This is a genomic window from Collinsella sp. CLA-ER-H2, assembly GCF_040092405.1.
Lineage (GTDB): Bacteria > Actinomycetota > Coriobacteriia > Coriobacteriales > Coriobacteriaceae > Collinsella.
Genome location: NZ_JBBNLO010000002.1, coordinates 1 through 15,477 on the forward strand (window position 1 = coordinate 1; position 15,477 = coordinate 15,477).

General features: G+C 62.9%; 10 protein-coding genes and 2 tRNA genes. All 12 read right to left on the bottom strand.

All coding sequences use genetic code 11. The features are described from left to right. Positions 1–274 precede the first annotated feature (274 nt). A complete protein-coding gene (locus tag AAAX59_RS00790) occupies positions 275–1,618 on the bottom strand; it encodes a Mur ligase family protein (RefSeq protein WP_349070030.1) in 1,344 nt (447 codons plus the stop codon). Positions 1,619–1,864: 246 nt separating this feature from the next. Then, entirely contained in the window at positions 1,865–4,561 is a 2,697-nt protein-coding gene (locus AAAX59_RS00795; protein WP_349070033.1) for a valine--tRNA ligase, read from the bottom strand. 210 nt (positions 4,562–4,771) lie between these two features. Further along, positions 4,772–6,184, bottom strand: coding sequence for an ATP-dependent Clp protease ATP-binding subunit ClpX (gene clpX, locus AAAX59_RS00800; RefSeq protein ID WP_349070036.1), 1,413 nt, complete (start codon positions 6,182–6,184; stop codon positions 4,772–4,774). A 1-nt stretch (position 6,185) separates the two neighbouring features. Next, complete coding sequence (locus AAAX59_RS00805) at positions 6,186–6,806, bottom strand: ATP-dependent Clp protease proteolytic subunit (RefSeq protein WP_022095182.1); 621 nt, start codon at positions 6,804–6,806, stop codon at positions 6,186–6,188. Between the two features lie 162 nt (positions 6,807–6,968). Beyond that, positions 6,969–8,270, bottom strand: a complete 1,302-nt coding sequence (tig, locus tag AAAX59_RS00810; RefSeq protein ID WP_349070039.1) for a trigger factor — start codon at positions 8,268–8,270, stop codon at positions 6,969–6,971. Between the two features lie 88 nt (positions 8,271–8,358). Beyond that, positions 8,359–8,442, bottom strand: a tRNA-Leu gene (locus AAAX59_RS00815). 219 nt (positions 8,443–8,661) lie between these two features. Continuing rightward, the gene (locus AAAX59_RS00820; RefSeq protein WP_349070041.1) at positions 8,662–11,493 is read right to left on the bottom strand and encodes a molybdopterin cofactor-binding domain-containing protein; all 2,832 of its coding nucleotides are present in this window, start codon (positions 11,491–11,493) and stop codon (positions 8,662–8,664) included. Next, on the bottom strand, positions 11,493–12,395 hold the full coding sequence (locus tag AAAX59_RS00825; protein ID WP_199409459.1) for an FAD binding domain-containing protein: 903 nt from the start codon (positions 12,393–12,395) through the stop codon (positions 11,493–11,495). Before AAAX59_RS00825 ends, AAAX59_RS00820 begins: the two co-directional genes overlap by 1 nt. A gap of 167 nt (positions 12,396–12,562) precedes the next feature. Then, positions 12,563–13,918: an NADP-specific glutamate dehydrogenase gene (gene gdhA, locus AAAX59_RS00830; RefSeq protein ID WP_022095186.1), complete on the bottom strand. Its 1,356-nt coding sequence runs from the start codon at positions 13,916–13,918 to the stop codon at positions 12,563–12,565. 257 nt (positions 13,919–14,175) lie between these two features. Beyond that, a complete protein-coding gene (locus tag AAAX59_RS00835; RefSeq protein WP_349070044.1) occupies positions 14,176–14,571 on the bottom strand; it encodes a DUF3343 domain-containing protein in 396 nt (131 codons plus the stop codon). Positions 14,572–14,586: 15 nt separating this feature from the next. Then, complete coding sequence (locus AAAX59_RS00840) at positions 14,587–15,219, bottom strand: molybdenum cofactor guanylyltransferase (protein WP_349070046.1); 633 nt, start codon at positions 15,217–15,219, stop codon at positions 14,587–14,589. Between the two features lie 155 nt (positions 15,220–15,374). After that, positions 15,375–15,471, bottom strand: a tRNA-Sec gene (locus AAAX59_RS00845). Between the last annotated feature and the right edge of the window lie 6 nt (positions 15,472–15,477).

Here is a 15,477-nt window from a genome sequence, read left to right on the forward strand (position 1 = left end):
GACTCAGAAGAAAGCCGCCGCGGAGCTCGGCCTGTCCGCAGCCACACTCGGGCACTTGGAACGGGGGAAACGGCGGTCGACGAAACTGGAGAGGAGGTATTACGAGCTCCTGTGCGAATTGGAGAGAACGCTCCCGCAAACTGCCTCTTGACAACTTATAGGAGCGTCGGTTTTGATTTTGCGATTCTCGGCATGGTTGAGGGCAGCCGGTCAAACGTAGTAGATAGGCCCATTTCATGGCGAGCAGGTCAACTAGCTATCCTGCGGAAGGGATCTAGCGGAGCAAGCCTGCCACTTCGCCGGCTAGGGTGATGGTGCCTGCTGCTACGAAAGGCTCGCCTGCGGCATCGAAAGCCGAAAGGGCCTCGGATACGCTGGGGTACACGCCCGCGAGCTTGCCGGCATCCACCAGGGCAGCAAGCTCCTCTGCCGGTAGGGCGCGATCAGAATCGGTCTGGGTTACGACCACGCGCGGGAAGGCCGGGATCAGCACATCAACGATGCCCGCCACATCCTTGTCGGCCAGCGCGGCGCACAGCAGCGTGGGGCGATTCTCCACGCACGGGTCGATCTCGTCCAGCGCGCTCACAAAGTTCTCGCAGCTCTGGGGGTTATGGCAAGCGTCGATCAACTTGAGCGGATCGGTTCCCAGCACATCAAAGCGACCCGGCGTGGGGCAGCCCATGAGCGAACCATCAAGCACATCGTGGTCGAGCTCGCGACCCAGATACCCCTCGCACAGCATAATCGCGCACGCGGCATTCTGCGGCTGGTACGCCGGCTTGACCATACTTGACGTATAGATCGCACGCGGCGTGGTGCAGCTGAACTCCACCGCATCGCCTACATGCGCCGGCGCCTTGGTCGTCGTATGGCTCACCACGAGCGGCACAACGCCGCACTCGCGGCAACGCGCATCCATCACGCGCTGAACGCTCGGCTCGTGCGTGCCCTCGCCCAGCACAACCAAGCGCCCGGGCTTGATGACGGCAGCCTTCTCCCCCGCAATGGCCTCGAGCGTGTCGCCCAGGATGCGCGTGTGGTCGAGCCCGATGCCCGTAATGGCAACGGCGACGGGATCGGTCGCACTCGTGGCGTCCCAACGGCCGCCCATGCCAACCTCGAGCACAGCAACGTCCACTGCAGCCTCGGCAAACACCACCAGCGCGGCAGCCGTCAGCAGGTCAAACGGCGTGATGGTATAGGCGCGCTCCCCCGCCGCCACACGACGAGCATTCACGCGATGCCCCGCCTCGACGGCGGCAGAAACGCCGCGGGCAAACGACCCATCGCTCACGACGCGCCCATCAACCTCCATGCGCTCGGGATAGTGCACCAACTGCGGCGACGTATACAGTGCGGTCTTTAACCCCTCACCACGAAGGATGGCAGCCGAAAAACGCGTGGTCGAAGTCTTGCCATTGGTACCGGCAACCTGAATGCAATCGAAATACTCGTCCGGACGTCCCAGCTCATCGAGCATATCGACAACCGTCTCAAGCAGAGGCCCAGCATCCCCAGAAATCCGCCCCGTATCAGCAGCAAGCCCCACAGCCTCATCAAACGAAAGCAAATCAAACTCAAAAGGAACGGTATACAAGCCAGAACGCTTAGGCATTTTCAGAACCGCCATTCATAGAAAAATAAAACAGTATAGGTTGAGGATAGTCAGCGAAAACGCCTCTGATAAGCCAAGGTGCCGTGAAACAAGGGCGCATAGGGCTTATGCCCATGCGCCCGAAGTTGAACGGCAGATTGGCCATCAGAGGCGTTTGCAGCGTCGAGCCAGCCGCCGTTCGTTAGAACGGCGGAATAGGTGTCCGCAGCGGAGAGCAAAGCGTCGGGACGCGCCCCTCAGTAAGATCTACGAGAAGTCAGCAACCTGAGCAGTCAGCGCCACCAGGATCTCCTTGAGCTCAGCCGCACGGTCCCTCTTCTTCTGGACCACGGCGGGCGCAGCCTTAGCCACAAAGCCCTCGTTGGCGAGCGTCTTCTCGCAGCCGGCGAGCTCCTTCTGGGCCGCGGCGATCTCCTTCTCCAGGCGCGCCTTCTCGGCCGAAAGGTCAACCTTGCCCTCGAGCACCACAAAGACCTCGACGCCGCTGTCGACCACGGCGATGCTCGCAGCCGGCTTCTCAACGTCGGTGCCCATGACCAGCGAGGCAGTGTTTGCCAGCGGCTCGATGGTCGAACGCAGGCTCTCGAGCTTCTCGATGTCCTCGGCACCGGCGCGCACGACAACGTCGAGCTCGGCCTTGGGGCTCAAGCGGTAACGCGAACGGGTGGCGCGGGCGGCAGACACGACGGTACGGCACAGCTCAAACGCGCGCTCGGCGTCCTCGTCAACATATTTGGCGTAGTCGGCGGGCTCGGGCCACTTGGCGATCATGAGCGCCTCGGCGCGGTTCACGTTGCCCTCGGCATCCAGGTCGAGCACACTCGCCGGCATGTTGTCCCAGATCTCCTCGGTGACAAACGGCATAAGCGGGTGCATCAGGCGAATGGAGGTGTCGAGCACAAAGATCAGATTGCGCTGAGCCTGCAGACGGCCTTCGCCCTTCAGGCGGGCCTTGGTAACCTCGACGTACCAGTCGCAGACCTCGTTCCAGAAGAACTGCTGCACGCCGCGGGCCATGTCGCCAAAGGTATAGTTCTCGATGCCCTCGGTGACCATCTTCACGGCCTTGGCCAGGCGGCTGAACATCCAGGCGTCGGCCGGCGTCTCCACGACGGGCTCGCCGGGCGTGTAGCCCTCCATGTTCATGAGCAGGAAACGGCTGGCGTTCCAGATCTTGGTCACAAAGCTCTTGGCCTGCTCGGTACGCGGGCTGTCGATAAGCTTCTTGGTCTTCTTGTCGATGTTCGCGTCGAACTTAACATCCTGGTTGTTGGTGCACAGCGTGAGCAGGTTGAAGCGCATGGCGTCGGCGCCGTACATGCCAATGAGGTCCATGGGGTCAACGCCGTTGCCCTTGGACTTGGACATGCGGCTGCCGTCCTTGGCCAGGATCGTCGGGTAGATGACGACGTCCTTAAACGGCACCTCGTCCAGGAAGTACAGCGAGCTCATGACCATGCGGGCGACCCACAGCGCGATGATGTCGCGCGCGGTGACGAGCGCCGTCGTGGGGTGATGGCCCTCGAGCAGCTCCGGCTTTTGCGGCCAGCCCTGCGTGGCGAAGGTCCAAAGCTGCGAGCTAAACCATGTGTCCAGCACGTTCTCGTCCTGATGCACGTGATGGCCGCCGCACTTGGGGCACACGTCGGTGTCCTCGGTAAGGGCGTCCTCCCAGCCGCAGTCCTCGCAGTAGAACACGGGGATGCGGTGGCCCCACCACAGCTGGCGGCTGATGCACCAGTCCTTGAGGTTTTCCATCCAGGTGGTGTAGGTCTGCGTCCAGCGCGCGGGGTGGAAGGTGACCTTGCCGGAGTTGACGGCGTCGAGCGCCGGCCCCTTGAGCTTATCGACGGCCACAAACCACTGCTCGGAAAGCCACGGCTCCAGCGCGGAGTCGCAACGGTAGCAGTGCATGACGGAGTGATCGAGTTCGTCGACGTGATCGAGCAGGTCGTGCTCCTCAAACCACTTGATGACGGCCTCGCGGCACTCGTCGCGGTTCATGCCGGTAAACTCGCCGTAACCCTCGACGACCACCGCATGCTCGTCGAAGATGTTGATCTGCGGCAGGTCGTGGGCCTGACCCATGGCGTAGTCGTTGGGGTCGTGGGCCGGGGTGACCTTGACGAAGCCAGAGCCAAAGTTAGCGTCGACGTGCCAATCCTCAAAGATGGGAATCTCGCGGTCGACGATGGGGAGCTTGACGGTCTTACCCACAAAGGCGGCCTTCTCGGGGTCCTTCGGGGAGACGGCGACGCCCGTGTCGCCGAGCATGGTCTCGGGACGCGTGGTGGCGACGACGATGTAGTCCTGGCCGTTGACCGGCTCGGCCAGCGGATAGCGCAGGTGCCACAGGTGGCCCTTCTCGTCCTTGTACTCGGCCTCGTCGTCCGAGATAGCGGTAGTGCAGTTGGGGCACCAGTTGACGATGCGCTTGCCGCGATAGATCAGACCGTCGTGGTACCAGTCGCAAAAGACCTTGCGCACGGCCTGGGCATAGTCCTCGTCCATGGTAAAGCGCTCGTTGTCGAAGTCGACGGAGCAGCCCATGCGCTTGATCTGCTCGACGATGATGCCGCCGTACTCGTGGGTCCAGTCCCAGCAGGCGTCGACAAACTTGTCACGGCCAATCTCCAGGCGGCTAATGCCCTCGCTCTTGAGCTTCTTGTCGACCTTGGTCTGCGTGGCGATACCGGCGTGGTCGGTGCCCAGCACCCAGCGCGTGGACTTGCCGCGCATGCGGGCCATACGGATGATGGCATCCTGGATGGAGTCGTCGGTGGCGTGACCCATGTGAAGCTTGCCGGTCACGTTGGGAGGCGGAATGGTGACGGTGCAGTCGCCCACGCCCTCGCGGCGCCTGTAGTAGCCGCCGTCAAGCCACTTCTGCAGGATCGCCGGCTCGTTGGTCGACGGATCGTAGTTCTTGGGCATTTCTTCCATATATCTCTCCCTGTCCCGCCGGGGAGGAATGTAGGCCCGCCAGGGTCTGCATTCCTCCCCTTAGGTATCGATTACTTCAGTCTGAATGACTTCGCTGAGGCTTAAACAAACACACAGAATAACACAGGTAGTTGGGGTTATTGCGTATATATAAAATAGCCTCCGACCGCAGGTGGTCGGAGGCTATTTGTAAACACGTTTTAGGCAGGTCTAGCCGTAGATGCGCTGGGGCTGTTCTTCGCCCTTGACGGCGGCTTCGGTTACGACAACCTTGGCAACGCCCTCCTCGCTGGGAAGGTCGAACATCGTCTGCTGCAGCACGTCCTCGCAGATGGCGCGTAGGCCGCGGGCGCCGGTCTTGCGGGCAAGCGCCATGCGGGCGATCTCGTGCAGCGCCGCGTCCTCAAACTCAAGCTCAACGTCCTCGAGCTGGAACATCTTGCGGTACTGGCGCACCACGGCGTTCTTGGGCTCGGTCAGGATAGACACCAGGTCGTCCTCGTCGAGCGCCTGCGTCTGGGTGACGACGGGCGTACGGCCCACGAACTCGGGGATCATGCCAAAGGCGTTGAGATCCTGCGGGAGCACCTGGCGCAGCAGGTCATTCTCGTCGACCGAGGTGGGGCCGGCGATCTCGGAGTTAAAGCCCACGCCCTTGTTGCCCACGCGATCGGCAATGATCTTATCCAGTCCCACAAAGGCACCGCCGCAGATGAACAGGATGTTCGTCGTGTCGATCTGCAGCAGCTCCTGCTGGGGATGCTTGCGGCCGCCGGTGGGCGGAACGCTTGCCACCGTGCCCTCAAGAATCTTAAGCAGTGCCTGCTGAACGCCCTCGCCCGAAACATCGCGGGTGATGGAAAGGTTCTCGGCCTTGCGGGCGATCTTATCGATCTCGTCCACGTAGATGATGCCCACCTGCGCACGCTCAATGTCACCATCGGCGGCGTTGATGAGCTTGAGCAGGATGTTCTCCACGTCCTCGCCCACGTAACCGGCCTCGGTGAGCGCGGTGGCGTCGGCGATGGCAAACGGCACCTCGAGGATGCGTGCGAGCGTCTGGGCCAGCAGCGTCTTGCCGGTACCGGTGGGGCCGAGCAGCAGAATATTGGACTTGGCGAGCTCCACCTCGTCCATATCGTCATTAAACTGGCCACCCATACCCGAGGCCTCGTCAAAGGCGGACACTGCGGCACCGCCCTCAATCACGCGACGGTAGTGGTTGTACACGGCCACCGACATGGCGCGCTTGGCGTCCTCCTGGCCCATAACATAGGCCGAAAGCTCGTCATAGATCTCGTGCGGCGTCGGCACGTGCGTGATGACCTGACGGTCGTCCTCGAGCTCAAAGCCCTCGATCTCGGGGTCAACGGCGGGCTGGGACGCAGCCTGTCCGTGGTCGTTGAGGAAACCCGGGAGATTGCCGTTGCGGGCGGCGTCCATAAAGTCCGAAGCCAGCGACTCCTCAAGGATCTCGGAGCAGGCGGCGACGCACTCGTCACAGATAAAGATGTTGGTCGGGCCCTTTACGAGACGACGAACCTGGCCCTGCTCTTTTCCGCAGAAGGAGCAACGGATGGGGTTGCCGTTCTCGTCAAAGCTGTCCTGCATGTTACCTGCCATCCTAGGCGTCCTTCGCGGCGAGATCGCGCGAGGTGACGATACGGTCGATCAGGCCGTAGTCGAGGGCCTCGGCAGCGGTCAGGTAATTGTCGCGCTCGGTGTCGGCCTGGACCTTCTCGATGGGCTGGCCCGAGGCGTCGGACAGGATCTGGTTGAGCTCGCGGCGGGTCTTCTTGATCTCCTCGGCCACGATCTCGATCTCGGTCTGCTGGCCCTGGGCACCGCCGCTGGGCTGGTGAATCATGACCTTGGAGTGCGGCAGGCAGAAGCGCTTGCCCTTGGCGCCGGCCGAAAGCAGCACGGCGGCCATAGACGCGGCCATACCGACGCAAATGGTGGAGACCTGCGGCTTAATGAAGTTCATGGTGTCCAGAATCGCCAGACCGGAATAGACCTCGCCGCCGGGCGAATTGATATAGAGCGAGATATCCTTCTCGGCATCCTGGCTCTCAAGATGCAGCAGCTGGGCAACGACCAGGTTGGCGCTGACGGAGTTGATCTCCTCGCCCAAGAAGATGATGCGGTCGTTGAGCAGGCGCGAATAGATATCGTAGCTGCGCTCGCCGCGCGGTGTCTGCTCGATAACGTATGGCACGAGGGCGGAATCGAACTTAGCGATCATACGCATCTCCATTTCTCTTACGGACCAATAATGGTTCTAGACAAACGTACGGTGCCCGCATGCTATGCATTGGCTGGCACCGTACGAAGCAACCGGATAACCGGTTTATAACTTTACCCCATCACGGGCGCACGCATGCGCTCGCGGGCAAGGTGGCGAGAATTACTCGGCGTCCTTGGCGGTCTCGTCGACCTCGGTCACCTTGGCGTTCTCGACCAGGTGGTCGACGGCCTTGGAGCGACGGATGGACTCGCGGACGGCAGGCATGCGGCCATCGGCGATGAACTCGGCCTTGGAAGCCTCGACGTCCTTGACGCCGGCCTTCTCGAACTCGGCGTTGATGTCGTCCTCGGTGACCTCGATCTTGAGCTCACGGGCGAGGGCGTCGAGAGCCAGGGACTCACGGGCAACGTCGTTGGCCTGCTTGTGCAGGTCGCCGATGAACTGCTCCATGGTCAGGCCGGAAGCGGGCAGCCAGGTGTCCAGCGTCATGCCGCGGGCAGCGAGGTTGGACAGGAAGTTCTGGCCGAGCTCCTCAAAGACGGACTGCTCGTAGTCGGCGTCCATCTCGTCGAGCTGCAGGCGCTCGGCGAGAGCGGAGACGCAACGGTTCTCCTTCTCGGCCGGGAGGCGGGAAGCCTTGTCCTGCTCGATCTCGATCTTGATGGCGTCGCGCATGGCGTCGATGCTGTCGAAGCCAAAGTCGGACTTGACGAGCTCGTCGGTGAGCTCGGGGGTGTTGCGGACCTTGATGCCCTTGACGGTGACCTCGACGGTGTGGGTCTCGGCCTCCTCGCCCTCCTCGACCTCGTCGGTCCAGGTGACGGTCTTGACGTCGTCAACGTTGGCACCGATCAGGGCCTCGTTGAACTCCTTGGGGTTGCTGTCGCTACCGGCGATGAGCATGCGGCCCTCGGCAGCGAAGTTGTCGGCGTTCTCGACGGCCTTGAGGTCGACAGTGACGTAGTCCTCGGCCTCGACGGCGCGGCCCTCGACGTCCTCGAAGGTAGCGCGGTAGTTGAGGAGCATCTCGACCTGGTTGTTGATCTCGGACTCGGTGACCTCCGCGGGAGGCATCTCGATCTCGACGGCGTCGAAGGAGGAGAGCTCAGCGGCAGGACGCAGGGAGAACTCGACGGTGTAGATGTAGTCCTCGTGATCCTTGGCAAGGTCGAGCTCCTTGTAGTCACCGTTCTTGGTGGGGACGATGTCCAGCTCGTTGAGGACGACGGGCTCGTTGGCGGCGATCAGGTCGTTGGTAGCCTGAGCGAGGGTAGCCTCGGCGCCAAGAGCAGAGTCGATGACCGGACGGGGAGCCTTGCCGGCGCGGAAGCCCGGGAAGCGGTACTTCTTGGCGGTGTCCTTGTAGGCCTTCTTGATCGCGGCGTCGACGTCGGCGGCCGGGATGGTGACCGTAGCGGTGAGCTTGGCGTCCTTGACGTCAGAAGCGGTGATGTTCAACACGTTCCTCCTCATACTGCCCAGCTTATCTGAGGTGCTGGTACCTTTATGCAACAAAGAGTCGCGACGGCGGGAGCCGACGCAGGTGCGTTGGTGCGGGCGAAAGGACTCGAACCTTCACGGGAATCCCACCAGAACCTAAATCTGGCGCGTCTACCAATTCCGCCACGCCCGCATGAGCGCACAGACTAGGAATGATAGCAGATACGAACGGCAAGCGCACGCACACCTTTTACAGGCTCACGACCTCACCACGAGTGCCCATCGGAGGGAAGGGTAGCTAATTTGGGACGGGGCCATTTTAGCTACCCCGGCTGATAGCGCGAATGGTTGGCCAATTAACGGCTGGGGTAGCTAAAATGGCCCCGTCCCAAATTAGCTACCCCCAGCTCGCCTACTCCCCCAGCAGGGCCTTCTCGGGCGTGATCGGCAGTGAGCGAACCTGATGGCCGGTGGCGTGCGCCACGGCCGAGGCAACGGCAGCGAGCGGCGTGTTGATGACGACCTCGCCGATCGACTTGGCGCCAAACGGGCCCGTCGGCTCGTAGCTCGGCTCAAAGGCCACGCGGATGCTACCGATATCCAGTCGCGTGGGCAGCTTGTAGCTCATAAAGTTGCCGGTGCGCAGGCGGCCGCGGTCGTCGTGCTCGACAATCTCGTAGAGCGCGTGACCGATACCCTGGGCAATGCCGCCCTCGGCCTGGACGCGCGCGAGCGCCTCGTTGATCACGGTGCCGCAGTCAACGGCAGCGGCGTAATCCACCACGGTCACCTTGCCGGTGGCCTTGTCAACCTCGACCTCGGCAATGCCGGCCATAAACGGCGGAGGCGAAACGGGCAGGCAGGCAGAGGCATGCGAGGTCAGTGCGTCGCCGCCCGCGATGTTCTTGACGCACAGGTTGGCAAAGTCGCGCAGCGTGAGGTAGCGGTTCTGCTCGCGCGCGGCGCGCTCGTCGGACAGGCGCACGTACTGACCATCAAAGACCACATCGGCGGCGTCCACGTCCCACATCTGGGCGGCCTTGGCGCAGATCTTCTCGCGCAGCTCGGTCGCGGCATTCTTGGCTGCAAGGCCCGTCACGTACGTACCCGAGCTCGCGTACGAGCCGGCGTCGAACGGCGACACGTCGGTGTCCACGCCGCGCACCACGATAAGCGAGCTCTCCACGCCCAGCTCCTCGGCGGCAATCTGCGCCAGAATCGTGTCGACGCCCATGCCGTTATCGGTGGCGCCGGTACCGATGGTAATGAAGCCGTCCTCTTCCAGGCGCATATCGATGCCGGCGATGTCCACGTTAGAGATGCCCGAGCCCTGCATGGTGAGCGCGCAGCCAAGGGCACGCACGCGGTCGCCCAGGTCGACGGCTAGCGGCTTGTCGCGCCAGCCGATCATGTCCATCGCGCGCAGCAGGCAGCGGTCGAGTGCGCAGGCGTTGAGCTTCTCGTTGTAGTACTGCGGCATGATCTCGCCCTCGCGCACGATGTTCTTAAGGCGCAGGTCGGCGGGGTCCATGTGCAGCATATCGGCGAGCTCGTTGACGGCGCTCTCCACGGCAAACTGGCCCTGGGTGGCACCGTAGCCGCGATACGCACCGCCACGGTTGGTATTGGTGTAGACGGCGTCCCAGCTAAAGCGGCTCGCCTTCACGTGGTTGTAGATGGGCAGGCTCTTGTGGCCCGAAAGGCCGATCGTCGTGGTGGCATGCTCGCCATAGGCGCCGGCGTTGGACAGCGTATGCAGGTCGATGGCCGTGATGGTGCCGTCGTTCATGGCGCCCAGCTTAACGGTCATCTGCATCTGGTGGCGCGAGTTGCCCGCGGTGATGGTCTCCTCGCGGGTGTAGCAGCAGTAGCTCGGACGGCCGGTCTGCTGGGTAACGAACGCCACGAAGATCTCGCAGCAGCCCGTCTGCTTGGAGCCAAAGCCGCCGCCGATGCGCGGCTTGATGACCTGCACCTGCGACTGCGGGATATCGAGCGACTGCGCGACCATGCGGCGCACGTGGAAGGGCACCTGCGTGGAGGTGGTCACCGAGATGCGGCCGAACGCGTCGGTCGTCGCAAAGGCGCGGAAGGTCTCCATGGGCGCGGTCTGCGTGGCCTGGCTGGTGTAGGTGCGGGTGAAGACGATGTCGCTCTGGGCGAAGGCCTCGTCAAGGTCGCCATAATCGCTGGTACCGCTGCAGACCAGGTTGCGCGGGACGTCGCCGCCCTGCGGGAACATAAAGGTCACGTCGCCCTCGGGGTGGACCACGATGTCGTTATCGAGTGCCTGGGTAAAGTCGAGCAGCGGCTCGAGCACCTCATAGTCGACCTTAATGAGTTTGAGCGCCTTGTCGGCAGCCTCCTCAGTCTCGGCGGCGACGATCGCCACCTCCTCGTTTTGGTAACGGACGAGGTTCTCAAGAATCAGGCGGTCGTAGGGACTCGGCTGCGGATAGCTCTGACCGGCGATGGTAAAGCGGCGCTTGGGCACGTCCTCGTAGGTGTAGACGCCCACGACGCCGGGCACCTTCAGTGCGCGCGACGTATCGATGGAGCGGATCTTGGCGCGGGCATAGGGGCTGCGCTTGAGTTTGACGATGAGCGCACCGGCGGGCACCATATCGCCGGTGTAGACGGGACGACCCTCGAGCAGGGCCTTCGAGTCCTTCTTGGGCTGCTTGTGGGTGATCTGCTTGTACGCGACACCGTCGGAGCTCGTCTCGTTGACGGGCAGCTCGGGCATCTCGAAGCCCACCTGCACGCCGGACTCGTTGAGGAAGCGCACGATAGCGCGCAGCTGGCTCTCGTAGCCGCTGCAGCGGCAGAGGTTACCGGCAAGCTGACGCGAGAGCTCCTCACGCGTGGCGACGAGACTCGGGTCCTCCTTGGCGGCGCGGGCAAGCGCCAGCACGTTCATGATAAGGCCAGGGGCGCAAAAACCGCACTGCTCGGCGCCTTCGGCAGCCATCGCACGGGCAAGCGCCTCGGACTCGGCCTTGAGGCCCTCGAGCGTGGTGATGGAGCGGCCCTCGACGCGCGCGGCGGGAACCGAGCAGCTCAGCACCGGATCGCCATCGAGCCACACCGTGCACAGGCCGCAGTTGGTGGTCTCGCAGGCGCAGCGCACCGACGCGCAGCCCTGCTCGCGCAGCAGCGCAAAGAGCATAGTGTCGGGGGCAATCTGAACCTTGACCTTACGGCCGTTGAGCGTAAAGGAAAGATCGATGAGTTTGGCAGCCATTAGCGCACCTCGCTAGAATCGACGCCGGGCACGCGGCGGCAGGAATACTCGTCCGTGGCAAATTTAGGCACCTGCACGGTCTCGAGCTCGCGGGCAAGCGCGGCCGAAAGCTCGATACCGGCGGCGCGGCGCACGGCCTGAATCGCCAGCGGGGCCGAGATGCGGCGGCGGTAGTCGGCCGAGCCCCACAGGTTGGTGCCGTAGCTCAGCGCGCGTACGGACGCGGCCAGGGCACGCAGCTCGTTTTCGCAAGGACGCTCATTCACCAGGCCGCACGCCTCGCCCTGCAGCAGGGTCGCGCGCAGCGGGCGGGCACCCACGGTGACATGCCAGGAGCCGTCCCACCAGGCGGCGGTAACGTTCAGCGAGGGAAAGTCGGTCGCGGCCTTGCGCACGGCCTCGTAGCTCGCACGGTAATCGTGCTTGACGACCACGACATGCTCAATAACGTCGCGCACGTAGCCCATGTCAACGAACTCCGCGAGCGGCACGCGGCCGGCGCCCGTCAGCTCAACGTAAGAATCGAGCGCGAGGAAGGCGGAGAGAACGTCCGAGAAGCCAAAGCGGCCGTAGATGCTGCCGCCCACCGTGGCGGTATTGCGCAGCTGCACGCCCACGATGTCGTGGACGGCGAACTCAAAGACATGGTTGACAAGCGCGTTGAGCCCGGCATGACGCTCGAGCTGGCGCAGGGTGCACATGGCACCGATGCGAAACTCGGTCTCGGTCTCCTCGATCTGATCGAGTCCGCAGGCCGAAAGGTCAATCGCCGTCGCCACGCGACGCGAACCCAGGCGCATCCAGATGCCGCCGCCCACAATCTTGTTGTTGCGGTTCTTCTGTAAGAGCTCATAGGCTTCGGCCGCGTTTCCAACACGGACGTAGGTACCGAACTTGAGCACGTTCTCCCCCATCTCTTCACTTGTCCAGTACGTTTAAGTGTACCAAACGAGGGGGCACAGCTCGTGTCGGGACAAAATGAACCGTTTTCCTCCGTCGTATGCGGATCAAAAAAGGCTCCCAGCCAAGATGACTGGGAGCCTCATCACATGCTATGTCGAGCGAAGACTTAGCAGACACCCTGGGCGAGCATGGCGTCGGCGACCTTCAGGAAGCCGGCGATGTTGGCGCCCATGACGAAGTTGCCCTCCTGGCCATACTCCTTGGCGGTGTCGTCCACGTTGTGGAACATGCCGCGCATGAGCTGCTCGAGCTTGCCGTCGACCTCCTCGAAGGTCCAGGACAGGTGCTCGGCGTTTTGGCTCATCTCCAGGCCGGACACGAGCACGCCGCCGGCGTTGGCAGCCTTACCGGGCATAAAGGCAACGCCGTTCTCCTGGAAGTAGGTCGTGGCCTCGATGGTCGTGGGCATGTTCGCGCCCTCGCCGACCACCTTGCAGCCGTTGGCGACGAGCGCCTGAGCGTCCTCGAGCAGCAGCGTGTTCTCACGAGCGCAGGGCAGCGCGATGTCGCAGGGCAGCTGCCACACGCCGCGGCCGTCGCCCTCGTGCCACACGGCGTTGGGCTTCTCGTCAACGTACATGGCGAGCGTAACGCCCTTGTCGTGGCCGGAGCGCTTCTTGTTGTAGACATGCTCGAGCACGGTGTAGTCGATACCGTCGGGATCCTCGACCCAGCCGTGGGTATCGGAGCAGGCCAGCACCTTGCCGCCGAGCTGGGAGACTTTCTGGACGGCGTAGATGGCGACGTTGCCGGAGCCATGAACGACGACGTTCTTGCCCTCGAAGGAGTCGCCGCGGCTCTTGAGGTACTCGTCCACAAAGTAGGCCAGGCCGTAGCCGGTGGCCTCGGTACGGGCGAGCGAGCCGCCAAAGGAGAGGCCCTTGCCGGTGAGAACGCCGGTCCACTCGTTGGTCAGGCGCTTGTACTGACCGAACAGGTAGGCAACCTCGCGGCCACCAACGCCCAGGTCGCCGGCGGGAACGTCGGTGTTGGGGCCGATGTGGCGATAGAGCTCGGTCATGAAGGACTGGCAGAAGTGCATGATCTCGTTGTTGGACTTGCCCTTGGGGTCAAAGTCGGAGCCGCCCTTGCCGCCGCCCATGGGAAGGGTGGTCAGGCTGTTCTTAAGGATCTGCTCCAGGCCCAGGAACTTGAGCATACCCAGGGTGACCGTCGGGTTAAAGCGCAGGCCGCCCTTGTAGGGTCCAATGGCTGAGTTGAACTCGACGCGATAGCCGCGGTTGACCTGAACCTTGCCCTGATCGTCGACCCAGGGAACACGGAACATGACGATGCGCTCGGGCTCGACGAGGCGCTCCAGCAGGGCGGCCTCCTCGTACTCGGGATGGGCGTCGAGCGCCGGCTGGATGGTGCCGAGAATCTCGGTCGCGGCCTGGATGAACTCAGGCTGCTCGGGATAGCGGGCCTTGAGCTCTTCGAGAACTTTCTGCGTGTAGCTCATGCTTCCTCCAATGATGGGAAACGAAAAATGTTGGTCGCGGCACCCTATGCACCGCGAACTTTATCGAGTATGAATAATATCGCACTGTTGCAGCAAAGTTTCGCATAAGCCGACGGGCGGATGTTTCGTTTTGATTACGATGCAGGTAGAAGCGTTTTTGAGTGTCTGATGCGCAAAACCCGTGTTTCAAACCTGTTTCGTCCACATGTTCCAAACCACCACATTGGGGACAGGCACCTTTGTGGTGGTTTTGATGATTAGAGGACGAGCTGGTGGTAGTCGGCGGGGGTTACGCGGCCTTCGGTGGCAGCGCGAAAGGCGGCGAGCGCATCGCCCGAGAACGGCATGGCCCAGCACAGCCCGCAGCCGGCGGTGATGGAGCCGGGCAGCGGCATGATGCGCCCGGGCACACCGGCGGCAAGACACAGCTGTTCGCATTCCATCACATCGAAGGTGCTGTCGAACGACACGATGATTTTGCGCTCGTGATCGAGGGCGCCACCGGACGAGGACTCGCGGTGCGACTCGCGATACGCAGCCGCCGCTGCCTCTTCCTCGGCCGTATGTCCACAGCCGCCACAGCCGCAGGTGCAAGGCTCGGACCCGTCACAAGTGCAAGGTTCTCCCGTATCGGGACAGATATCGTGAGACATGGCAACTCCAATCGTCTAGGCAAGCAACTCGGCCGCCGTAAACTCCTCGGGTGTATTGACGTTTTCGAAGCAGAGCGTCGAGCCGGCGACCGCGACAATCTGAGGCTCGTCCAAATACCCGGCGTTCACCCGGTCGATCAGGCAGCGAATGCGCTGGCGGTCGCAGGCAAGCAGCTCATGGGCAACCGGCGCACACGCGTCACGGCGCCAGACGGCGCAAAGCGGCTCAATCCCCCGCTCCTCACGCGGCACGCACACATCGAGCGCCTCGGCCTCAACATGACCGGCAAGCGCGCCGATGAGTTCCGGCGAGACAAACGGCATATCGCAGGCGACGATCGCCACGAGCGGCAATCGGGCCGCGTCCAACGAGCTCGCGATGCCGCGCATGGCACCGGCGGGACCGTCGACGTCCATCACCACGCGGGGGCGCAGGCCATCAAACATAAGCTCCTCAAGGTAGGCAAGCTCGCCGGGACGCGAAGTCGTCACGACCAACTCGCCGGCAAGTGTCGCCAGCCGACCCAGCACGCGCTCGATGAGCGGTTCGCCGCAAAACGCCATGCGCGCCTTATCGCGGCCCATGCGCGACGACAACCCGCCCGCCTGGATGACACAAGAAAGATCGGCCCGTCTTACGGTAGTCATACGGCAAAACACCTCCATCGGCATGCTCAAAACCCAGCACACGAAGCCAAATACCGTCGCCGATAAAGTGGGCGGCACGGCAAACCCATGCAAAAACAAAACAGCGCTTTTGCGGCACGCAGCAAGACCGCGAGCACAAAAGCGCTGGTAGCGTATGGCGGGAACGTATGTGAATCGAACACATCCAAGACGTTTTGCACGCCTCGCAACGGTTTTGAGGACCGCGGAGCCCACCGGAGCCCATCCGTTCCCAAGTGC